This window comes from Kosakonia sp. S57 (assembly GCF_016516575.1).
Lineage (GTDB): Bacteria > Pseudomonadota > Gammaproteobacteria > Enterobacterales > Enterobacteriaceae > Kosakonia > Kosakonia cowanii.
The window spans coordinates 224,616-246,373 of sequence record NZ_JACVUL010000001.1; the positions used below are offsets into that span (position 1 = coordinate 224,616).

The window sequence follows — 21,758 nt, forward strand, 5'->3', positions numbered from 1 at the left end:
TTATCTTTTACCGAACCAGTTTGATCCCATTCCAGTACGTCTATTCCGTTTTGGTTTTTGTACTGTTTCTGGTTTTGGTTCTTCTACTTTATTTATCTCGTATTTAGTGGTTTCCTGTGCTTTATGCTCGCGTAACTTCCTGAATGGTTGAGTACCTAATTTTGATTGAGCATATGCTATGGCGATCATTCCATAACAGATTAGGTCTAAAGCCTCATTTCTTCTTTGGCCTTTCTTTAATCGCCATACCAACTTACCCCCAGCGGGTTTTAACTCCTCTGCTGAAAGTTGCTCAAAGAAATCTGATGGTAAGGTACTACTGAAGCGGAGCTTCACAGGGGCGTTATCTGCCTCACTGGATAACATTAGGTTCAGGAGGCGGCGTATCGTGTTCTTCTGTTCATGTACGTTTAGGATCTGTAGTTTGTACCCTGCCTGAGTACTGGTCTTGAATAGTTCACCAGTAGTGGAGCTGCTACCCTTGATCGGATGGTACTTACTCCAACGTGCAGTGAATTTTTTCACGGTATCCGTGGCGTTACCGTTCCCTGCATCAATGAACACAGCCAGTGTAGGTACTATGCGACCTGATACAGTACGGAAATCTTGTCTACAGAATTTATCTAACTCTGCCCATGCTGGGGCTTCAATTTTCGTACAATCATGAGAATAGAAAAACTCATGCCCAAGTACATAAATGTTCTTTTCATCAAAACCTAAAACCAGACTTTCAAGCCTATCACCCTGCTGATCAACTGAAATACACAACGCTAAGGTACTTTCAGGAATTTTATGAAGGTTAAATTCATTTTCTCGTAGAGATTCTAATTGGAGAATATCTAATTCTTTTTGATACTCATCTTCAAAGGGTAAACCAAGTTCGTTATTGTAAAAGGTTTGAAGATTGAAGTTATATAGAGCATCAGCAAACTTTGAAACCATTTCAGTAATAGTATTCAGGGGGGAATACATTCTACTGATTTGATACCCTACTACACCAGGTTCCCCATCAAGGTTAGTTGCAATCCATCGACCATGATCAACCATCTGATGCCGTGTATGTTCATCTATTTCCTCATTGCAATGAGGACATAACAAACGAGTAGTAGTACTATCAGGAATGGATCTACCATTTTCTAATTGCTTAAATTCAAACGCTACTTGTTCCCATTCAAAAGTATATTCATGACCGCATGTGTGAGTAACAAAGTACCTACGTTTATCACTGAGGTTGTACTCAGCATTGATTAAATCGTCTTTATACAATGGCGTGGAAGATACAACCACCAGTGAGTCACTACCGAAGGTACTGGTACGTGCTTCTGCCAGTTTGATTGGATTCCCTTCATCAGTAATTTCGCAGTTGCTGACCTCATCTAACAGAACACACCGTGTTGTGATACCGCGAAGGTTCCCCGGCGTGTTGAGATTTAACCAATAGATAAAAGTACCGTTCACCATTTGTGTTTGTTTAGAGTTATTGGCGGCGTTCTTATCATTCTTATCGGTTACTAATGGCTTTAGTACTTCACTTGTTTCAATTGCTGGAAAAAATTTACCATCCTTGAATTTCTTCACTTCTGATTCAGAACTACTACCAAAAGCAAAGTTACAGGGATCATTTGCCATTAGACTAAAAGCGATTGATTGAAGTACTGTTGTTTTCAAAAGCTGTGAACATGATTGAAGTACAATCTTTTTAGTACTTCGCTCTTGAGCTATGTCCATTGGTTCTTTTTGGAAACTAAAGGGTATCCAATCAAGGCCCATATTCGGCCCATCAACAAATTTAACTACACCATTACTAATCCACTCACTGGTTTTCTGAATCTTCGGCGGTTGTATCGTTGGTAGTACTTTCTTCAGTATCTTCGTTAATTTATTTTTGTTTGTTTCCATCCTCTAATACTTCCATGTCATCGGGTAGCTCAAATTCCATTGAGCCTAATTGGTATAATGTTTTATCAATATGCGTTCTTAATACATCGCGTAAATCCTTTGCATCTGATTGTGCAAATAATTCAAGATAAGTTTTTGATGGTATTGCACGTACCGCTGTTTTGATCTGGAATAGATATTCTGTTAGTACTTGTTCTACATATTCAGTACTGACCACCAGCCCATTCTTTTCTGCTAATTCTAATTCTGCTAATTGTCTTTCTGCTGTAAGCTTCATTAGCCGTTCTTTTTCAATCAATTCTTTAGTATCTGTATTACGTAGTTGATCAATAACGTTAGTTCTAATCCATTGGTAAATTTCATTTTCTGATTTAGTACAATCAAGACCTTTGGCTACCCAATCACGGCTAATCACAGATACGTCATAACCGTATCGGCGTGAAAGTTCGCTATATGTCAATGTTAAAATGCTTTTTCTTTGTGCTTTATCTCTCATTTAAATTCTCTTTTTAAATTTATATTTTTTAGTATTTATCATATACTTCTATGAATTGTTATGAAGGAGAATAAAATGTTTCGGCAAGTTGTTAATGAGATATACACTACTGACATCCAAAGCGTAATTTTAACAGAATTAAATAAATCCCAAGAAAACATTAAAATTTGTGTTGCATGGATAAATTTTAAAGTATTCGAAGAAATATTGATTGAAAAAATTGTTTCAGGTGTAAAGGTTGAAATTATTTGTGATTTTAACGAGTCGAACATCAATATTTGGAAAACAAGTCGTCTAAAGAACTATATAAGCATAATTTTTATTAAAAACCCAATCCCTGGTAGGCTTATGCACAATAAATTTTGCATAATTGATGACTCCATATTAATCAATGGAAGCTACAATTGGTCTACATCCGCTTCATATCATTATGAAAATATAGTAATTACAAGATATGACTACCCTCTCATTAGGCACTTTAAACACGTTTTTGCTGATTTAGAATATATGGGTGCTATGAGTCCTGAAAAATTCAATTCAAATGCCATCAACGAGTCTACTAATACATTTAATTTAGGTACTTATGGTTCCCCTTCTGGAATACTTGGCATCTCTGATTTAAATATATGGCGTGCTAACTTAACTGAAAATACAGCAACCCGAATAGCATCTATGCAGATCCCAAATTTTTATGATATTTTAGATTATGATGTAGACTATACCTCTTATCACGATAAAAAAGAATATGAGAAAGATTTATTCATACAAGAAAGAATGCAAATGCGAGAGTTACAGCAATTTTTTAGTAATACCGAACTTCCTGTACATGCTATCGGTACTGCCGCTATCGCCAATTCACATGAAGTTATCGAATATGGCGAACCTGAAGTAAAAATAATATCCTTAACTTGGATAGATATGAGATATAAAAATATTTTACCTGCTTCATTTGCGGCCGAAGGTGACTTTGCTCGTATCTGGATGGAACTATACTTCTCTAACTAATATCGTTGTTATGTGTCTTACATTTGTAAGACACATAGTTCACTACATTCGGTGCCGAAAACCCCCGATAGTACCGCCAGTACAGGGGGACCCATTAGAATTGATTGGGAATGTAATGCTTAGTACTGATATTTACGTGTATGGTTCTTACCTTGATACACAGATGTATATTCAAACGTTTCATCATGATCCATTATCTGTGATAGCATATAAGGTAGTTCATCAAGAACTGCTATCGTTCTATCTGTAAGTACTACTTCTGCTTTCTTATTTGGTGGCATCAGTTGTTTTAGTAATTGTTCTTCATACACTGTTTCTGGTGTGAATACCTTGTAATGCCCTCTCCCCTTACCGAGATAGCCAAACTCACCAACATAACATGGTGGTAGATCTCGTGCTTTATACTCAGTATCAGAAGTGAACTTCACCGTTATTTTAGCATGTAGTTCAAGAGCTAAGTGTACAAGTACTGTACCGAAGTAGCGATCCATCAATCCGCTGTAATCACAGAAACTACTTGATTCAGTCACGGATGTAACACCATAGCCATTCCGTTTCATGCGAGTTTGGTTATCACGGATACCGTAGAATTCACCATCATCTAACAGGTAATGACGAAAGCCAAAGCCCTCATTTAGCTGACCACGCCCAATCAATTCAAAACCGGGTTTACCTGAGTAGCGTAGATCAATTGTTGCTGTAAAATCTTTTCTTCTATCTAATAGAAAGTGTTGTTTGAAGAATTGAATGTTATCCATAAATCCTGTCCTAATTGACGAAGTTAGATAATTCCCCCATCAAAGCTTCTCATAGTTTTTATAAGCGATACTTCACCTATCAACGATATAAGTGTTGATATTATTATTGAGAGTACTTAATAGATGGGGGTACTATAGTTAACTTCTTTTTGTAATTTTTATAGAATTAATTAGTACTATAGCCCTTATTAGTCAATTATTTTCTCTATTGCGAGCACTTGATTCAATGGGTAGTACTTAACCCGGTCAATTTCGCATAATTGTACATTTGGGAAATGCTTTTTTATGCGGCGATCATTCCAACCACTACGAGACATTAGCTCACGGTGATCAATGTATTCGCTATCCAATGATAGATAAGCATAGGCTTTATGGTCAGATAACATCTCAATCATAATCATGATAAGAGAATAATCAGCCCCCAGATCATATTGAGCATCAAATTCCTGAGCATTTGAGTAAGTACCGTACACATAATTTTTATCAAAGTAATCAGCTACTACCAGTTGTCCATCTGCAATGAAGAACTGATATGTTCCTACATCATCATGTGGTTCTACCCAATACAAACATGTAGTTTCGCCAGTATCATCACCAAGTTCATCGATACCAGCATGACAAAACATGGAGCTGGAAAACGCATAGCCTGGCAATTTTTTGGTCAGTAATTTATCAAACATGGGTGAGAGAGTATCTGAGATATAGCCATTACGTAATTTCATAATTTATTCTTCCTGTAAGGTTAAGTTAATTTCGCTTGTGCCCTTTCGGTGAGATGAAATTTAAATGCTGGAAACAACATTTGCAAATTTATTTTCGAGATTTTTTTTGAAGCTCGCCACCCTTGACTTTAACTCATTGATTTAATTGAAAAGCAGCAACAACAAATTAATAACTGAAAACTCAGAAAATATTAATATTGGCAGTACTTAATCGTTGAGAATACTTTATTTTCGTTCTTTGTATATACCTTCTAATAATATTTAAATACTCGCCAAAGTACTTATTAGTACTGAGACTTATTGAAAAGTACTTTAATGTACTTTCCATTTTCTCTTTCAAAGTACTTACAAGGTAAAAGAAAAGCCCTATAGATTCTCACCTTACAGGGCTTTAATTACTTCTCAGATACCTTCCAGTGTCCATCATGCCGGATGATCTCATACTGGTACTTACCATCACACCGTACATCAATACGTCCTGTACCATTCTCAGTACTATACATAGTCACCATATCACATGGGTACTTACCCTTGATTAGTGACTGTGCGAAATCCATAGCGTTCTGGTTCTCATTGTCCGTGTACTGTGGCTGGGGTGCATCCTCACCTGCAATCTTGAAGAGTACCCCAGCCAGTACTAACAGAATCACCATTACCTTTCCCATACGTACCCTATAGATTGTCGGGGATATAGGAGGGTGAATTAACACCTTCTAACCAATCGTGAACTCTATCGGTCTGATGTAGCATTACCTTACTTACATGCTCTCTATAGGGATGAAGTTCAGCAATGCGAGTATCACGTATGAGGCAACCAGTACTGCTATTGTCATCCTGATAGCTCTTGTTATAGATGCGACCGCAATCACTCTGGAACTGAGGACGATAGTACTTCACCCCATTACGTGTTCCTGCATCAAACAGTACTACGGCCTTGTTATTTACATAGCCAACATAAGCTTTATCCATGAAACTGTGTGTAGTAGTACAGCCAGTACTAAGGGTCAGTAGCACCCCAATTAGTAATTTTTTCATTATTGTTTTCCTATTAATTTCTCACATTGCTCAAATCGCATTGGCATGTACTCTCCCTGTACTGCCCATACACCGGCTTCCCGGAGCATTGGGTAATGCGTTTTATCTCTGACGGGTACGATCACCTTCTCGCAGTACTGGCGGATGCTTTTTATGAGTACTGGAAAGATCAGACGGTCAATGTTCTCTTCGGTGTACCTTCTATTTAATCGGGCAACCTCGAAACCACTTGTAACCAAGTGAATAGCAGTACCGCCATGTACACCGAGATCATCAAGCCATTGCTGGTTATGTACTTTCCCCTCTGTTGTCAGTTGCCGGAGGAATGGTAAGTACTCATAGCGTTCTACCCGGCCAGTAGTAATCACACAGTACATACCGTTATCCCTGAACCATGCGGCCTTGCTTTCTATAAGCCTTAGTTGCTCATTAAGTACCTCCTCTTCCACTACTCCTATCTGCCTGATTCCATCGCGTTCTACATGGCTGACCAACTCAATCGCCAGTATCTGACCGTTCAAATTTGTTATTGGTATTGCCCAATTATCAATGTTCATAACTTTGCCCGTTACGCTTTAAGTCATTGATAATTGATCATTTTTAAAATATTGGCAATGAAATTGATCAATAAAATTGATCATAACGATCAATTTTATTGATCAAAGTGATAAGTAACTCTCCTGGATGGGGTACTGGATTTTTGGGAAACTGACTGCAATACTGTACGGATATACAGTAACAACAAAGAGGAGGGTAGCATATGAGCAAAGACGGTTTCGATCCTTCGATTACGCGAGGGACCCAGTCGTTTTCACATTTCGGACGGTGGGCTACTGTCTGCTATTGGGGATCTGAACTAACAGAATTTCACTATGGGGATCGGGTATTCTTCCAGAACCAGTACAGGGAATATTGGTTAGGCACTATTGAGCGAGATTGTTTTGTACTCACCTGTGACACCCCACTGAAAAGTGTTTTAGATGGGTTAGCATATCTATCTGCTGAGTACCGAATGCACAAGAGCAGTGAACAGGATGATTGGTTCTGCGATCAGGGAGAATTACCCTTCTGAGGATTCACGTACTGCTCACCCCAACCAAAATAACAAACCCAACATGTGAGCAGTACGTGAAGGTGTAGTGTACTTGATTGTGTTTCGGATGGTAAAGTATTTGCCCCTTTAATGAGTTCAGGAACTACTTTCGATGGATTGTAGAAAATTAAATATCGTTCTTTTATCGACCGTAGCAGTATTACTGGTTGTTGTAATTTTAGTACTAATAAAATCACTCTTTGTTGGTTCTGAAGGTTTCGAGTGGGGATCGGTTAGTGACTTGGTTAGTTCTATTGCCAATCTCATTATGGCTGGAGCAGCCCTATATGCAGCATGGAACGCTAAAAATTGGTTTCAAACTAAAATAAAGGAAAATGCATTAAATCAAGTTACTAAGTTCTGGACTAATTGCGATCTTTTTTCGTTGGAGATGTTGAAAACATATGAAAATATACGCAATCTTAACAATACTGAACCAGATATAGAACCAAAAAATTTCGCACATTTAGTTAAAACTGAACGAGAAGTTATCGATCTATTAAACATTAAGTTAGCCTCATTAAAAAGCGAATTGCAATCACTTACCTTTTGGAAAGTATCGCCAAAAGATGAAGCTATATTCAATAATTATTTCTTCAGTAACCAAATAGCTTTAGGAACATTGGCGGAAGCGATAAGTTTTGATATAAATGACATTCATGATAGATATCATTACAATGTCAGCTATGGAAAGTTATTAGTAGATACATTTGATGGTTTAATAGAAGCACATGCAACCTTGAAAAAGGACATGAATAACTTATTCGTTTTCTCTAATTAGAGTCCACAACTCCCAATAGACGGTGGGGTATCCTCACCGCTATAATTAACATCTCAATATTAAGATTTATAAGGACTTCATTAAAGTGCTCCCCCTTTCGTACCTCCTATATAAATAGAGGAAGTAATATATATCACCATCGTAGGTGTTAAATTCCATTCTTATCATCTCGTAAACCCTATAGTGGGTTAGTAGTTCTAACCCTCAATCTATAGTGGCATCTAACATTTACCTAACATTCCAAAAATAATTATTCTTAAGTCTTTTTATCTTGCTTAAGTAATGCAATTAGTCTGTGAGAGTTAGGGATTTTATGTTCATTCCCCTCCACATCTAAAATAGTTATATCTTCTAAATGACAAATATCACATTCATTATCTATCGTGACTAAGTCTGAGCTTACCAATTCAAATTTTTTTCTTTGCTTTTCTTTAATAACAATGCCCTCTTTTGGAGATGAATGGCTCCTAATGCCTTTTTCATAATGGCAAAGCATCCCTTCCAAAACTGCATCACGCCTACCAACATTAATCACTACCACCTCGATTTTATAAGGTTCCTCATCAAAAGTCTCGTAAACAAGGTCAGCTGTTATTTTTAGCCTTGATCTATCATGCCATGCTGTCCTACCGGAGAAGTATAAGGAAGTACATGCAATAATAAATGACAACGCCGAAAAAGCAATAGTTAACACATCTTTATATGTAGCTGCTATTGTTGTTATGCTCATTTTTTTCTCAACTTACATGTCTAATTTAAAGCATACTGTATTCATAACTTTTCAAGTATGTCGTATTAAGTCTAAAATAAATTCAAATTTGATTGCTGTCTTTAAACAACAGTGCTTTTAAACTTTCGATACTTAATACTTCGTTACCGCGATGTACCATTGCGTGACAGTTTGGACAAAGTGGAACCATATCAGTAATTGGATTTACCTCGTAATCCTCGCCTACTGTGTGTAGCGGTTTGATATGATGAACGTGTATAAAGCCCTTGCCGTGTTCACCATAGACATTCTCAAAGTTAAACCCACAACAGCCGCAGGAAGTACCATGATGGTCAATACAAGCCTGTCGTGCTTTTGGATCACGCTCGTAGGAGTTTACTGTAACTTGCTTTTTTGCACCCTCAGCGTAGTTTTCAGGTGAGGTAATTTCATCTGGAAATGGATTAGGTAAAAAGTCTGCATACCAAACTGTTCCTTCTTTCCGAAGGTAACGTTTTTCAAGTTTTGGAGTGAACCGTTTGATAACAGCTACATCTCTATTCTCATCGTTTCGTCCCTGCTCCATATCAAACGTGTAAAGCTCATAACCTTCAGCTATCAATTGAATGTGTTCAACAGCTTGAATATATCCCAAGTTTTTTCTTACCCTGCCATTCACTACTTTGGTTTTCCACCGCTCCCTCAGTATGACTGATCTTTCTTGCTCTTTCTGAACATCCCATGCACCAAAGATCACCATCCTCTTGGAATGGTTGATAAACGACCAACTCCATGTCCAATTTTTACATGTCGCACCATGCGACTGGATGAATTGTTTTCTGTTCATGTTATCCCTCTCTTAAGTACCTCTTTGTACACAAAAATTGCACACTTGATCCAGTACTTTATGTAGTTATCAAATGGCATCATAGTAAGGGAAATGACCGGAGCTAGAGGTGTGAAACTGGCGGGGCATTTCGTACTTACCAAGTCATTTTAGGTACTTCACTTGCTGTCCCTAACACCTATCGAGCAAAGCGAGAAGAAAAACGCCTTCCGTCTTTTCGAGTACCCGCGAGAAAATCGGAACGTTTCTAACCAATACTACGAGGAGTTCACGACGAGTAGTATTCGTGACGCCAGTCACAGTTTCATTGAATACTGATAGAGAAAGAAATACATGGAATGAAATGGAATGGATTTCGTATCTCTATACTTAGTTGCCGTATTGATGGTAGAACGCGGGTTTGAGGGGCTTTTCCTGCCGTAATACGGCATGGATATATGCCGTAATATGCCGTAATAATGCACAGTTAACGCAAGCTCTTTAAGTAATCAATCATGTCATCAATAAAGTTACCTTGTTTTTGTAATTCCAATAGCTTACCTACCTCTTTATACGTTAGCGTTCTTTGCCCATATGCTGGTGCTGGTAGTGCGTCTGGGTGCTCCATCATATACTGCTCTATTCGTTTTGCTGCATCCGTTATCGCTGCCCCGTAGTACCTAATCATACGTTCTTTTACTTGTTTCTTATTCTGCTTTACTTTAATAAGATTGATCGTATTGAATAGTAAATCATTTCGTATTTCATCTTCATTACTCAATACTGTAAACACATCGTATACACTAATCTTATCCCTCACATTCAGTTTAGCCACTGAATCCTTCATAATGTTTTTGATATCTTCACATGGGATATCTTTATATAGCTTGTACTGGCTTATTAGTGCTTTTATGTTTCTATTATCAAAACTTGAATAGGTTTTTGCCATGATAAATACTCCTGTATAAATGTAATTAATAATTGGCCTGTAGTAATTCCACCCACTACAGGCCATTTGTATTTTATTGCACTGCTTTTTTTATAATTCTTGTATAAGTTTGACGTGATACTGAACGATTCCAAAGATTATTGAAATAGTTTGTTATTCCAATCAATGAGTACTCGCCAGTTTTGTAAGTACTAATAATCTCTTCTTTCTCTTCTTTTGTAAAACGAACACCAGGCTTTCTTTTTTTGATTTTTGCAATGTTATTTCTCTGAGTAATCCATTGTAAGTTACTAACTTTATTGTTTAATGGATTATCATCAATATGATCAACTACTAAGTTCAACGACTGATTGCGTGGTATAAATGCTTCGGCTACAAGACGATGTACCTCAATAACTTTACTACCATATCCTTTTACAGATAATGAGACTTTATAATACCCATTAGATTTACTTAATGAGTTTTTAAGTTTTCTTTTTGTCTTAGTATTAAAAACCTCACCATCAGAGCTTACTATGTAGTTTTCATACTGTGTTTTCTTCCATTTTTTCATTTGAACTTCCTTTTATAATTAACGCGTCAATTCCTTTGATCGCGTTTCTCACATCTACTTGGCCTGTGAGAGTTAGCCCTTTTTTAGAATAATGTGTCGGTTTAGTAAGTACTGAAAAGCACTTGCAAGTGTTTCGCGGTCGCAGACTCCACTCTTAGATAGTTCCTGCAATGCGATAACTTGAGCGTCAGTCAATCGCACAGTCACACAATTAGTTTTTACATCCTTTTTGTTTTTCATTTATTTTTCCTTATTTAATGATTTCGATTTCGTAATAAACCCCATGTAAAAAGAACCCTACGGCGTAGGGTTTCTTTTCAATGGAAAGATAGATGAGTCACAATCTATATATTATTTATTATTATTCTTCGAAACATGCGAGATATGTGAAGACATTTTTAGTATAGGATTTTATTTAAAATCGTTTCACGAATTTTAAATTCTTATTGTTGATTCAATCTGGGAGTACTGAAGAAGTTGAGAGAAAGCATTAAGTGCTTTATACCTATATTATACCATGTTTATTTTTCCCGTTTCAGGTAGTTTCTAACCCATCTATTTATTACTGGTATCTTTAGTGGAAGTAGAAGTACTACCAGAATCATAAAAAAGAAATTCAGCACTATGAACATTGGGAATAGTACGAACATATAGATTAGTGTAGCGAGTATCTCAATTAGAAAGTTAGTCATTTGCGTTTCCTCCTGTATCTGATTATTTTCAGTATTTAGTAGATACAGGAGAAAAACACCCGCAAATGCGGATATTAATTATAAGTCAGAAAACTGAATTGATTACGCATCCACTCAGCAACATTCTTTGCTGTCTGTATTGTGTCAACATAGTTCAGTAGCAATGAGTACTCAATGATATTAATGTCACCGTCATGTACCAACACTAACTCTCGTTCATTAACCTCAAGTTTGAATGAAGGTGCCTCATACCAAATACCACCATCTACACGACGAATACATAGCTGTGTTTGAAGCGTACCACCGCCACGTTTGTTATCAATAATTAGTATATGTTTCAATACATCCGTGAAGTAATGCAATTCGAGCAATATAAATTTCTCTATAACCCTATATGTGATTTTAGAGAGTACCTGCTTAAGTTCTTTCCGAACCTTAGCTCTTAGTTCCACATTCATTGGGTCAAGTATACTGTCAAGATCATAATCTAGTTTTGGTATATCCTGCACATTTGAAACTTGTTTGATTTGTGTAATCAAATCATCGATTCGATCTTGTACATCAGTTAGACCATCCATCAATGGTAATGATGCTTTTTTTCCCTCTTCTTTTCGTTTTAATATCTTACGCTGGTAAATTTGTTCTTCTTGTCGTAAGGCCAACAATTCAGATTTTAAAACTTCATCGTTGCTAATTTCACTAGGGTTATCTTCAAGAAACTTTGAGAAATCAATATTAAGAACTGTACTCAAAATGTTCTTTTCAATCCTCGTATATTGTATCGATTTTGCATCGCACCGTTTCTTTTCTTCACGAGTACGGCAAATTACATATTTTGTACGTACATGGTTATAATGAATAGCTATATTGCCATTGCAACAACCACATTTGAGTACTCGAGGAAACAGATTAGTAATGTAATCATCTTGGGCTATAGTGACGTCCTTTCTAATGCGATTAGCTACGCCATTTTTGTTTAGTTTTTCATTCACCCGTTCAAATGATAAGTTATCAATGATCTTTTGAGCTATTACTCTCTTGTCTCTGAGTACTCTAAGTACATTTACAGTACTCCACCCATCGGGCAACCTCTTAACTATAGCCCCAGAACCTAACCCCGATTCGTATAGTGAAAAAATTGTCTTAACTACTTCCGGTTCAAGAAGAAGATCCTCAGCAGGTTTTTTCTTCTCTGTCATCACCGTATCCATCATGCGATTTGCCATGATGAATAATTCATCATCAACAATTTTGGGATAGACGTTCGGGATCACTTCGCCATTGTAACGTTTGTGCTCACCTAAAAGACGGCGATCACGTATCAATCTAGATACTCGCACCATCTGCCATTTTGGGTCATCAATACGCTTAACAATCTCACCTGTACTAAATCCCTGCTTGTACCATTCAAAACAGCGTGTGATTAGTTCTGCCTGTTCCTGATTGACCGAGTACTTGTTATCAATGTTCTCTAGCCAGAACGGCATACGATTGGATACAACCTCACCATTCGCTACTGCACGTTGTACTTTGTTCTGCCATGCAACTTTTGCACGTACAGACTTCATTAGCGATTCGTTATGCGAACGCTGGAGAATAATTTCCATGAGTATTTTTGAAAAACTGTCATCATCACGTAAAACTACATCGGTAGATATGTCATAGATAACGATACCCGCCGCAACAATGAACTGTATTGTGTTCTCTGACCAGCTTGAACGGCGACTGAGACGATCCAGACTGCATACAATCAGAGCATCACCTTTACCGTATTTTTTATCACGTATATCTTGTAAAAATTTACCGAGACTCGACTCAGGAGCAATGTTAGCATTTTTGAATGCCGACACGCCCTCGTCCGTTATAAAAACCCTCTCATCCGTGAACTTATCAGCATTTTTATCTAAAAATGCAGTCAATGAAGACCGCTGGTCCACCAAACCTTTTCCCATCTCCACTTGCTGAAAAGTAGAGACGCGTTCATAACTTATTGGACGGAGCATATTTTTATCCCGTTGGTTTCCGACGCTAAAAGTACAAAAAGCTGATAGCTGTAAAATGTTCCCACAGATTACAACAGGACGGCATGCCATGAATATATTCGATCACTATCGCCAGCGCTATGAAGCTGCCAAGGACGAAGAGTTCACACTGCAGGAGTTTCTTGCCATCTGTAAGCAAGATCGCAGTGCCTATGCTAACGCGGCAGAACGGCTATTGATGGCCATTGGTGAGCCCGTGATGGTTGACACCGCTCAGGAGCCACGGCTTTCCCGTCTTTTTTCGAACCGGGTTATCGGACGCTACCCGGCGTTTGAAGAGTTCTATGGTATGGAAGAAGCTATCGAGCAGATTGTCTCTTACCTCAAGCACGCCGCGCAGGGGCTTGAAGAGAAGAAACAGATCCTCTATCTGCTCGGCCCGGTCGGCGGCGGTAAATCCTCGCTGGCTGAACGCCTGAAATCCTTAATGCAGCGCGTGCCGATCTACGTGCTGAGCGCCAATGGCGAACGCAGCCCGGTCAACGACCATCCGCTCTGCCTGTTTAACCCGCAGGAAGACGCGCAGATCCTCGAAAAAGAGTACAGCGTGCCGCGCCGCTATCTCGGCACCATTATGTCGCCGTGGGCGGCAAAACGGCTGCATGAGTTTGGCGGCGATATCAGTAAATTCCGCGTCGTTAAAGTGTGGCCGTCGATTCTGGAGCAGATTGCCATCGCCAAAACCGAACCGGGGGATGAGAACAATCAGGATATCTCCGCGCTGGTGGGTAAAGTCGATATCCGCAAACTGGAAAACCATGCGCAAAACGACCCGGACGCCTACGGTTACTCCGGCGCGCTCTGCCGCGCCAACCAGGGGGTGATGGAGTTCGTCGAGATGTTTAAAGCGCCAATTAAGGTGCTGCACCCGCTGCTGACCGCCACCCAGGAGGGGAACTACAACGGCACCGAGGGGATCTCCGCCCTGCCGTTTAACGGCATTATTCTTGCTCACTCCAACGAATCGGAGTGGGTGCAGTTCCGTAACAACAAAAACAACGAGGCGTTCCTCGACCGTGTTTATATCGTCAAGGTGCCTTACTGCCTGCGCATCTCGGAAGAGATGAAGATTTACGAAAAGCTGCTTAATCACTCTGAGCTTTCCCACGCACCATGCGCGCCGGGGACGCTGGAAACGCTGGCGCGCTTCTCTATCCTGTCGCGTCTGAAAGAGCCGGAAAACTCCAGCATCTACTCCAAAATGCGGGTTTACGACGGCGAGAGTTTGAAAGATACCGATCCGAAAGCGAAATCCTATCAGGAGTACCGTGATTACGCGGGTGTCGACGAAGGGATGAACGGCCTTTCAACGCGTTTCGCCTTTAAGATCCTCTCGCGGGTGTTCAACTTCGACCATGTGGAAGTGGCGGCCAACCCGGTGCACCTCTTCTATGTGCTGGAGCAGCAGATTGAGCGCGAACAGTTCCCGCAGGAGCAGGCCGAGCGCTATCTCGAGTTCCTCAAAGGCTACCTGATCCCGAAATACGCCGAATTTATCGGGAAAGAGATCCAGACCGCCTATCTCGAATCCTACTCGGAGTATGGGCAGAACATTTTCGACCGTTATGTCACCTACGCCGATTTCTGGATTCAGGATCAGGAGTACCGCGATCCCGACACCGGACAGCTGTTTGACCGTGAGTCCCTTAATGCGGAACTGGAGAAGATTGAGAAACCGGCCGGGATCAGCAACCCGAAAGATTTCCGTAATGAGATCGTCAACTTCGTGCTGCGCGCCCGCGCCAATAATAGCGGTCGCAACCCGAACTGGACCAGTTACGAAAAACTGCGCACGGTTATCGAGAAGAAAATGTTCTCTAATACCGAAGAGTTGCTGCCGGTCATCTCCTTTAACGCCAAAACCTCGACCGACGAGCAGAAAAAACATGATGACTTTGTCGACCGCATGATGGAGAAAGGCTATACCCGCAAGCAGGTGCGCCTTCTGTGCGAATGGTATCTGCGGGTTCGTAAATCCTCATAACAGCACCACCCCGGCCGCGCCCCGTGCGCGGTCTGTTGCAAAGTTGGCATACGCAGCGGGAGGGAACTATGACCTGGTTCATTGACCGGCGTCTGAACGGCAAAAACAAGAGCGCGGTGAACCGTCAGCGCTTCTTGCGCCGTTACAAAGCGCAAATAAAGCAGTCCATTTCCGGGGCGATCAATAAACGATCGGTCACGGATGTCGAGAGCGGCGAGTCTGTCTCAATCCCGACGGAAGATATTAGCGAACCGATGTTCCACCAGGGACGCGGCGGCTTACGCCATCGCGTTCACCCGGGGAACGACCATTTTGTGCCCAACGATCGCATCGAACGTCCGCAGGGCGGCGGCGGTGGCGGAGGCAGCGGTCAGGGCGACGCCAGCCAGGATGGTGAAGGCCAGGATGAGTTTGTTTTCCAGATCTCGAAAGATGAGTATCTCGATCTGCTGTTTGAAGATCTTGCCCTGCCAAACCTGCAAAAAAACCAGCAGCGGCAGATGAACGAGTACAAAACGCACCGCGCCGGGTATACCGCCAACGGTGTACCGGCAAACATCAGCGTCGTGCGATCGCTGCAAAACTCCCTCGCCCGCCGCACGGCGATGACGGCCGGTAAACGTCGCGAACTGCGCGAGCTGGAGAGTAATCTGGAGACCGTCGCCAAAAGCGAGCCAGCGCAGTTGCTGGAGGAGGAGCGTTTACGCAAAGAGATTGCCGAGCTGCGGGCGAAAATCGAACGAGTGCCCTTTATCGACACCTTCGACTTACGCTATAAGAATTATGAAAAACGCCCGGAGCCCTCCAGCCAGGCGGTGATGTTCTGCCTGATGGATGTTTCCGGGTCGATGGATCAGGCCACCAAAGATATGGCCAAGCGCTTCTATATCCTGCTCTACCTCTTCCTGAGCCGGACCTATAAAAACGTTGAAGTGGTCTATATCCGCCACCACACGCAGGCGAAAGAGGTGGATGAACATGAGTTCTTCTACTCGCAGGAGACGGGCGGCACCATTGTCTCCAGCGCCCTGAAACTGATGGATGAGGTGGTAAAAGCGCGCTACGACCCTGGGCAGTGGAATATCTACGCCGCACAGGCTTCCGATGGCGATAACTGGGCGGATGATTCACCCCTGTGTCACGAAATACTGGCGAAGAAGATCCTGCCGGTGGTGCGTTACTACAGCTATATTGAGATCACCCGTCGGGCGCACCAGACGCTGTGGCGCGAGTATGAACATCTGCAAACGATGTTTGATAATTTCGCTATCCAGCATATTCGTGACCAGGATGATATCTACCCGGTATTCCGTGAGCTGTTTCACAAACAAAACGCCTCAAATTAACCGCTAAATCAGCCAGTTAAATGAAAATAACTGGCTATTTCCCTGCCTCCTGACGCCGCAACTTAACTTACTTAACCGTCCTCAAAATCTACAAAACCCGCAATTAACTAACGCACGACACAATTGAACACATTTTGATTGATTTCAACCCTAATGATTTCTCGTCTGCTTGCCGATAGTGCTCCACACCATAAATAGGATGAGAAAACTGATGAAAATTTCTACACGCCTGAGCGTAGGGTTTGGCTTGATTATTGTGTTATTTATCCTTTGTGCGGCAACCGCACTGCAGGGCTTGTGGCAAGCGCGCGACAGTATGAACGACACCGTTAACTCCAAAATGAAGCGCTACGATCTGGTGCTGGATATGCGGGGCAGCGCGCGCGATATGGCTATCGCCGTGCGTAACCTCGCCCTGCTGACAGACCCGGCTCAGATGCAGCCGGAGTGGAAGCGACTGAACGATCAGCGCGAACTCTTCATCCATAACCGTGAACTGCTGGAGCAGAGCATGGCGTCAAATGTTTCCGACGAAGGCAAAGCGGCGCTTTCACGCATTGTTGCCGCAGAGCCTGCGGCCCTGTCGACGCTGATGGAAGCGGGAAAACTGGGGCTGTCAAATCGCCAGGAGGAGACCACCACCTACCTGATGAACACCGCCCGCCCGGCGCAAAAAGCGCTGCTGGACGCCCTTAATGCACTGACGGATGTGCAGATGAAGTTAAGCCGCGATACGCTCGCGGAGAACGGTGAAAATATCTCCCGTACGGCGATGATCCTGATGGGGCTGGCAGGGCTGTCGATCTTACTGGCAGTGGCAACCTGTATGATTACGGTGCGCGTGCTGATGCGCCAGCTCGGCGGCGAACCCGCCCAGGCGCAGACCCTTGCGGCGGCGATTGCCGGGGGCGATCTCAGCTCGCCGGTAGCATTGCGTCGCAACGACAGCAGCAGCCTGCTGGCTTCTCTTGCCGGTATGCAGGCCAATCTGCGCAGCCTGGTCTCTGATATCCGCGATGCCTCCGTCTCGGTGGCATCAGCGGCCGATGAGATCTCGCAGGGCAACACCGAACTCTCATCCCGTACTGAGCAGCAGGCCGCTGCCCTGCAGGAGACGGCCGCCAGTATGGAGCAGTTGACCGCTACGGTAAAAAGCAATGCCGACGGCGCGCGCCAGACTGCTGACACTGCCCGCACCACCGCCACCCTTGCCCGCACCGGCGGTGAGGAGCTGGGGCGCATGTCGCAGACCATGAACGCCATCTCCCAGAGCGCGGTAAAAGTCCGTGAGATCACAAGCGTAATCGAAGGCATCGCCTTCCAGACCAACATCCTGGCGCTGAACGCCGCGGTCGAAGCGGCCCGCGCCGGTGATCAGGGACGCGGCTTTGCCGTCGTCGCAGGGGAAGTGAGAACCCTGGCGCAGCGCAGTGCCAGTGCGGCACTGGATATCAAAACGCTGATCGAACAGGCGGTAGCCCAGGTGGAAGATGGCGTCGCTGAAGCCGCCGACACCGGTGACAACATCCTGAAGGTGGTGGGCATGGTCGGCGATCTGGCTGACGCCATGGATGATATCTCCCTCTCCTCTTCGGAGCAGATGCAGGGTATCAGCCAGGTCAGCCTGGCGGTCAGCCAGATGGACGGCGTGACGCAGAACAACGCCGCGCTGGTGGAGGAGTCCTCCAGCGCGTCGCAGTCGCTCTCTGCTCAGGCGCATGCCCTGCGCGGCATGGTGGACACTTTCCGCCTCTAATCGGCCACAGCGCGCCGCCTGAAAAGAGCATAATGGCGGCGCGGTTTTGCCTCTGATTCATACACCAGCCTTAATTAGGTTGACGTCAACATAATTAGACTCAATACTTCGCTCTGACAACCGACGCGCAGGCCGTTTTTTCCTCTTCCCCTGCGCCTCTTTTAATCCGACGTGAACATGCCAGCCTCCCTGAATCCGTTGCCGCTATTCAGAGAGAGAATTCCATCTTTGCAACAGGCCCATATTGCTTATGTGTATCGACGCAAATAACGACAGCGATAAGAGTGATGACCTGCCGGCCCCGGGCAATGCGCCGGTGACCGTGGATCAATTTCTCTGCTTCGCGCTCTACTCCGCCTCGCTGGCGATGACCCGGCTTTACCAGTCACGGCTGAAACCGCTTGGGCTGACCTACCCGCAGTATCTGGTGCTGCTGGCGCTGTGGGAAAAAGATAACGTGACGGTGTCGGAAGTGGGCGCGCGCGTTCAGCTGGACTCCGGCACGCTAAGCCAGCTACTGAAAAGGCTTGAGGCCTCCGGTCTGGTCGCCAGAAAACGCGATACGCAAGGCGACGAGCGGCGGGTGCTGATCACCCTGACCGAACAGGGGCAGCAGTTAAAGATCGACGCCGCCGGCGTTCCCGCCGATATGATCTCGGTAATGGACACGCCGTTTGCAGAGTTATCTGACCTGGCAACCCGGGTTAGCGGGCTGCGTGAAAAACTTTTAAAAGCTCTGCCCTGACACATTTTTTTGTGCCTCAGGCGAGGCGACCAGTGGCTACGCACCATAAACACCGGCGCACAGATAAGCCACCAACTGGATTAGCATCCCGAGGAACAGAGCGTGACAATTTCCCACTCAGACGACAACGACGCCGTCCATGCCGCAATAGGCAACGCAGCACAAGCGGTGCTTCGCGCCGGGCGCACCCTAAACAAGGGTAATATTCTGGCGCACCTTATTGCCTGCGAAGGTGAAGCCGTCGGTGCCGCAAAGGCGGTTTATGTGCAGGCCGTCGCGCTGTTACAGCCCAAAAAGCACTCGTAGAGGATGTAAACCCCGCTCTACGGGGGAAACGACATGAAAAAATTACTCTCCACTCTCCTGCTCACTCTGCTGTGTACGCTGCTGCCCGGCTGTAAGAGCCTGAAAAAAATCGAGCCTGAAAAGCACTTTTCGGGCGCGCAGCTGATGCTGGCAAAGGCGATTCAGGCTGGAGATCGCTACACCATCCTGCGTCTGGCAAAAAAGACGGATCTTAGCACGCCAGGAAATGAAGACCTGACGATCCTCTTTTTTGCCCTCAATGAGTCTTTTTATAATGGCAACCCGCCTGAGCGGTTGCAGATCGTCACGGATTTGGTGCGCCTGGGTGCAGACCCGCTGCAGCCGCAGAAGGATAAATCCTGGAGCCCGGCAGAAATGGTGGCGATGGGCGATAAGGATATCTGGCTGAAAGCGATGCTTGACGGTGGGCTGGATGCTAACGCCCGCGAGAAGCGTTACGCTGAGCCGCTAATCTTCTCGACCATCAGAGCGAAAAACAACGCCACGCTGGCGCTATTGCTCGCACGCGGTGCGGATGTAAACAGCCGTGACTCGCTCGGCAACACACTGCTGGCCGAGGCGTTTTATGGTGCCGAGTTCGACAAGATCGCGCTTCTGCTGGATAAGGGTGCTGACCCGGATCTGCGCAATCACCAGGGTGACTCCTTCAGGCAGATGGTCAGTGAACGTCTGGCGGAGATTAAAAAAGAGGGCGAGTTCTACCACAATCTATTCAAGGTGAACGAGAGGCTTAAAAGCCACGGGGCGTAGGGCGTGGCGCGTTGCTGACGCCACCCTCCCGTTCCATTTGCCTGCCAGGCGTCTTAAGCGGTCATCTGCATACAGACTTCGGCACAGCGGCGACACTCTGCGGCGCACTGCTGGCAGTGATCGTGCTGATGTTTCGAGCACTCTTCGGCACAGGCGCGGCAGGCGTCAGCGCAAATGCGGCACACCTGCTTCGCTTGCTCGCTCTCAAGGCTTAATAGCTGCGCGGTCACGCGGCAGAGCGCCGCACACTCCATATCCGCTTTAATGCACGCTCTCATCATCTCAAGACGCGGCTCCTGCAGAGAGGAGACCGCACAGCGATCGCAGGCTTCGGCACATTGATAGCAGGCATCAATACATGACTGATATTCATTAGCCATAGTCACACTCCCGATGTGGATAAGTGAATCTCTAAGTCTAGTTAAGCCACCTGAGATCGCCATTTTTGTCAGAGCTGCGCCTAAGATGACGTAACATAAGCGAAATTTGCCGGTGATAGGCAGAAATAGACGTAAAAACGGGGTTTATTTACCCTCTTGCCGCCACCAGCATGTGGCACATTATCGTCATTGAAGTTTGAGGCGCAGCGGGAGTCATCGCTGCGGCTGGTAATGTGAGCGAGTAAAGCCCACCAGGGCTTAGAACCGATTTTTCCGTACACACAACGAATTGTTTGTAGTGCTTGTATTTTTTAGCCGCCCCCCGGGGCGGCATTTTTATTTTCAGCCCCCGCGATGTGAGGTAATGTAAACTTCTTTACATTTTCCGGGAGCGACCATGTCTGAGATTGCCAGCCGCGATATCCACGCGCATCTACTTCAACTTCTTACTGAGCAACAGGCACGCTTTCGCGTGGTTGAGCATGATGCCGTCGGCAAATGTGAAGCGGTAAGTGAAATTCGCGGTACCGCCCTCGGCCAGGGTGCTAAAGCGCTGGTGTGTAAAATCAAAGGCAACGGCGTGAAAAAACATGTGCTGGCGATCCTGGCCGCCGACCTGCAGGCCGATCTCAGCCGCTTAGCACAACACTTTGGCGGCCTGAAAGCGTCGCTGGCAAGCCCGGCGGAGGTCGATGCCCTTACCGCCTGCGTTTTTGGTGCCATTCCCCCCTTCTCTTTTCACCCTGACCTTGACCTGGTTGCCGACCCGGTGCTGTTTCAGCGCTTCGATGAGATCGCCTTTAACGCCGGGCTGCTGGAAAAATCAGTGATCATGAATACACACGACTATTTGCGCATCGCCCAGCCAGCGCTGGTCGATTTCAGGCGCGAGAGCGCAGAGTAAGGACGC

General features: G+C 44.3%; 21 protein-coding genes. 9 read left to right on the top strand and 12 right to left on the bottom strand.

Annotated elements, in window-relative coordinates; translation table 11 throughout:
• Nucleotides 1-1,899, bottom strand: coding sequence for a terminase gpA endonuclease subunit (locus IAE48_RS01130; protein ID WP_233631357.1), 1,899 nt, complete (start codon nt 1,897-1,899; stop codon nt 1-3).
• Complete coding sequence (locus IAE48_RS01135) at nt 1,880-2,395, bottom strand: terminase small subunit (RefSeq protein ID WP_233631358.1); 516 nt, start codon at nt 2,393-2,395, stop codon at nt 1,880-1,882. The genes IAE48_RS01130 and IAE48_RS01135 overlap by 20 nt, the downstream gene beginning before the upstream one ends.
• A gap of 75 nt (nt 2,396-2,470) precedes the next feature.
• Here IAE48_RS01135 and IAE48_RS01140 point away from each other — a divergent pair, with 75 nt between their 5' ends.
• Nucleotides 2,471-3,400, top strand: a complete 930-nt coding sequence (locus tag IAE48_RS01140; protein ID WP_200133176.1) for a phospholipase D-like domain-containing protein — start codon at nt 2,471-2,473, stop codon at nt 3,398-3,400.
• 119 nt (nt 3,401-3,519) lie between these two features.
• On the opposite strand, the gene IAE48_RS01145 is transcribed toward IAE48_RS01140, so the two are convergent.
• The 4 genes from IAE48_RS01145 to IAE48_RS01160 all read right to left on the bottom strand — a co-directional run bounded on the left by IAE48_RS01145 (nt 3,520) and on the right by IAE48_RS01160 (nt 6,472).
• A complete protein-coding gene (locus IAE48_RS01145) occupies nt 3,520-4,158 on the bottom strand; it encodes a hypothetical protein (RefSeq protein ID WP_200133177.1) in 639 nt (212 codons plus the stop codon).
• A gap of 188 nt (nt 4,159-4,346) precedes the next feature.
• On the bottom strand, nt 4,347-4,880 hold the full coding sequence (locus tag IAE48_RS01150; protein ID WP_200133178.1) for a hypothetical protein: 534 nt from the start codon (nt 4,878-4,880) through the stop codon (nt 4,347-4,349).
• A 672-nt stretch (nt 4,881-5,552) separates the two neighbouring features.
• Nucleotides 5,553-5,915, bottom strand: a complete 363-nt coding sequence (locus IAE48_RS01155) for a hypothetical protein (protein ID WP_200133179.1) — start codon at nt 5,913-5,915, stop codon at nt 5,553-5,555.
• Nucleotides 5,915-6,472 carry a hypothetical protein gene (locus IAE48_RS01160; protein ID WP_200133180.1) on the bottom strand — a complete coding sequence of 186 codons (558 nt, stop codon included), beginning with the start codon at nt 6,470-6,472 and terminating at the stop codon, nt 5,915-5,917. Before IAE48_RS01160 ends, IAE48_RS01155 begins: the two co-directional genes overlap by 1 nt.
• A 648-nt stretch (nt 6,473-7,120) precedes the next feature.
• On the opposite strand from IAE48_RS01160, the gene IAE48_RS01165 reads away from it, so the two are divergent.
• Nucleotides 7,121-7,789: a hypothetical protein gene (locus IAE48_RS01165; protein ID WP_200133181.1), complete on the top strand. Its 669-nt coding sequence runs from the start codon at nt 7,121-7,123 to the stop codon at nt 7,787-7,789.
• Nucleotides 7,790-8,045: 256 nt separating this feature from the next.
• Here the strand turns inward: IAE48_RS01165 and IAE48_RS01170 are convergent, their stop codons facing one another.
• From IAE48_RS01170 to IAE48_RS01190, 5 genes are all read right to left on the bottom strand, one after another.
• A complete protein-coding gene (locus IAE48_RS01170) occupies nt 8,046-8,519 on the bottom strand; it encodes a hypothetical protein (RefSeq protein WP_200133182.1) in 474 nt (157 codons plus the stop codon).
• Between the two features lie 82 nt (nt 8,520-8,601).
• A complete protein-coding gene (locus IAE48_RS01175) occupies nt 8,602-9,345 on the bottom strand; it encodes an HNH endonuclease (RefSeq protein ID WP_200133183.1) in 744 nt (247 codons plus the stop codon).
• A gap of 466 nt (nt 9,346-9,811) precedes the next feature.
• Entirely contained in the window at nt 9,812-10,273 is a 462-nt protein-coding gene (locus tag IAE48_RS01180) for a hypothetical protein (protein WP_200133184.1), read from the bottom strand.
• A gap of 73 nt (nt 10,274-10,346) precedes the next feature.
• On the bottom strand, nt 10,347-10,826 hold the full coding sequence (locus tag IAE48_RS01185) for an HNH endonuclease signature motif containing protein (RefSeq protein ID WP_200133185.1): 480 nt from the start codon (nt 10,824-10,826) through the stop codon (nt 10,347-10,349).
• A 766-nt stretch (nt 10,827-11,592) separates the two neighbouring features.
• The gene (locus IAE48_RS01190; RefSeq protein WP_200133186.1) at nt 11,593-13,521 is read right to left on the bottom strand and encodes a recombinase family protein; all 1,929 of its coding nucleotides are present in this window, start codon (nt 13,519-13,521) and stop codon (nt 11,593-11,595) included.
• An 88-nt stretch (nt 13,522-13,609) separates the two neighbouring features.
• On the opposite strand from IAE48_RS01190, the gene yeaG reads away from it, so the two are divergent.
• From yeaG to IAE48_RS01220, 6 genes are all read left to right on the top strand, one after another.
• A complete protein-coding gene (yeaG, locus tag IAE48_RS01195; RefSeq protein WP_042714617.1) occupies nt 13,610-15,544 on the top strand; it encodes a protein kinase YeaG in 1,935 nt (644 codons plus the stop codon).
• A gap of 68 nt (nt 15,545-15,612) precedes the next feature.
• Nucleotides 15,613-16,890 carry a YeaH/YhbH family protein gene (locus tag IAE48_RS01200; protein ID WP_023481649.1) on the top strand — a complete coding sequence of 426 codons (1,278 nt, stop codon included), beginning with the start codon at nt 15,613-15,615 and terminating at the stop codon, nt 16,888-16,890.
• 211 nt (nt 16,891-17,101) lie between these two features.
• The gene (locus IAE48_RS01205) at nt 17,102-18,646 is read left to right on the top strand and encodes a methyl-accepting chemotaxis protein (protein ID WP_200133187.1); all 1,545 of its coding nucleotides are present in this window, start codon (nt 17,102-17,104) and stop codon (nt 18,644-18,646) included.
• Between the two features lie 250 nt (nt 18,647-18,896).
• The gene (locus IAE48_RS01210) at nt 18,897-19,391 is read left to right on the top strand and encodes a MarR family winged helix-turn-helix transcriptional regulator (protein ID WP_042714625.1); all 495 of its coding nucleotides are present in this window, start codon (nt 18,897-18,899) and stop codon (nt 19,389-19,391) included.
• Between the two features lie 102 nt (nt 19,392-19,493).
• Nucleotides 19,494-19,697, top strand: coding sequence for a hypothetical protein (locus IAE48_RS01215; RefSeq protein WP_200133188.1), 204 nt, complete (start codon nt 19,494-19,496; stop codon nt 19,695-19,697).
• A 33-nt stretch (nt 19,698-19,730) separates the two neighbouring features.
• Nucleotides 19,731-20,468, top strand: a complete 738-nt coding sequence (locus tag IAE48_RS01220) for an ankyrin repeat domain-containing protein (protein ID WP_200133189.1) — start codon at nt 19,731-19,733, stop codon at nt 20,466-20,468.
• A gap of 53 nt (nt 20,469-20,521) precedes the next feature.
• On the opposite strand, the gene IAE48_RS01225 is transcribed toward IAE48_RS01220, so the two are convergent.
• Nucleotides 20,522-20,848: a four-helix bundle copper-binding protein gene (locus IAE48_RS01225; RefSeq protein WP_200133190.1), complete on the bottom strand. Its 327-nt coding sequence runs from the start codon at nt 20,846-20,848 to the stop codon at nt 20,522-20,524.
• A 397-nt stretch (nt 20,849-21,245) separates the two neighbouring features.
• On the opposite strand from IAE48_RS01225, the gene IAE48_RS01230 reads away from it, so the two are divergent.
• Nucleotides 21,246-21,752, top strand: coding sequence for a YbaK/prolyl-tRNA synthetase associated domain-containing protein (locus IAE48_RS01230; protein WP_200133191.1), 507 nt, complete (start codon nt 21,246-21,248; stop codon nt 21,750-21,752).
• The last annotated feature ends 6 nt before the right edge of the window (nt 21,753-21,758 follow it).

Bases quoted from the DNA above. Each gene is read 5' to 3' on its own strand.
- IAE48_RS01130 (WP_233631357.1), bottom strand. From the start codon at position 1,899: ATGGAAACAAACAAAAATAAATTAACGAAGATACTGAAGAAAGTACTA.
- IAE48_RS01135 (WP_233631358.1), bottom strand. From the start codon at position 2,395: ATGAGAGATAAAGCACAAAGAAAAAGCATTTTAACATTGACATATAGC.
- IAE48_RS01140 (WP_200133176.1), top strand. From the start codon at position 2,471: ATGTTTCGGCAAGTTGTTAATGAGATATACACTACTGACATCCAAAGC.
- IAE48_RS01145 (WP_200133177.1), bottom strand. From the start codon at position 4,158: ATGGATAACATTCAATTCTTCAAACAACACTTTCTATTAGATAGAAGA.
- IAE48_RS01150 (WP_200133178.1), bottom strand. From the start codon at position 4,880: ATGAAATTACGTAATGGCTATATCTCAGATACTCTCTCACCCATGTTT.
- IAE48_RS01155 (WP_200133179.1), bottom strand. From the start codon at position 5,915: ATGAAAAAATTACTAATTGGGGTGCTACTGACCCTTAGTACTGGCTGT.
- IAE48_RS01160 (WP_200133180.1), bottom strand. From the start codon at position 6,472: ATGAACATTGATAATTGGGCAATACCAATAACAAATTTGAACGGTCAG.
- IAE48_RS01165 (WP_200133181.1), top strand. From the start codon at position 7,121: ATGGATTGTAGAAAATTAAATATCGTTCTTTTATCGACCGTAGCAGTA.
- IAE48_RS01170 (WP_200133182.1), bottom strand. From the start codon at position 8,519: ATGAGCATAACAACAATAGCAGCTACATATAAAGATGTGTTAACTATT.
- IAE48_RS01175 (WP_200133183.1), bottom strand. From the start codon at position 9,345: ATGAACAGAAAACAATTCATCCAGTCGCATGGTGCGACATGTAAAAAT.
- IAE48_RS01180 (WP_200133184.1), bottom strand. From the start codon at position 10,273: ATGGCAAAAACCTATTCAAGTTTTGATAATAGAAACATAAAAGCACTA.
- IAE48_RS01185 (WP_200133185.1), bottom strand. From the start codon at position 10,826: ATGAAAAAATGGAAGAAAACACAGTATGAAAACTACATAGTAAGCTCT.
- IAE48_RS01190 (WP_200133186.1), bottom strand. From the start codon at position 13,521: ATGCTCCGTCCAATAAGTTATGAACGCGTCTCTACTTTTCAGCAAGTG.
- yeaG (WP_042714617.1), top strand. From the start codon at position 13,610: ATGAATATATTCGATCACTATCGCCAGCGCTATGAAGCTGCCAAGGAC.
- IAE48_RS01200 (WP_023481649.1), top strand. From the start codon at position 15,613: ATGACCTGGTTCATTGACCGGCGTCTGAACGGCAAAAACAAGAGCGCG.
- IAE48_RS01205 (WP_200133187.1), top strand. From the start codon at position 17,102: ATGAAAATTTCTACACGCCTGAGCGTAGGGTTTGGCTTGATTATTGTG.
- IAE48_RS01210 (WP_042714625.1), top strand. From the start codon at position 18,897: ATGTGTATCGACGCAAATAACGACAGCGATAAGAGTGATGACCTGCCG.
- IAE48_RS01220 (WP_200133189.1), top strand. From the start codon at position 19,731: ATGAAAAAATTACTCTCCACTCTCCTGCTCACTCTGCTGTGTACGCTG.
- IAE48_RS01225 (WP_200133190.1), bottom strand. From the start codon at position 20,848: ATGGCTAATGAATATCAGTCATGTATTGATGCCTGCTATCAATGTGCC.
- IAE48_RS01230 (WP_200133191.1), top strand. From the start codon at position 21,246: ATGTCTGAGATTGCCAGCCGCGATATCCACGCGCATCTACTTCAACTT.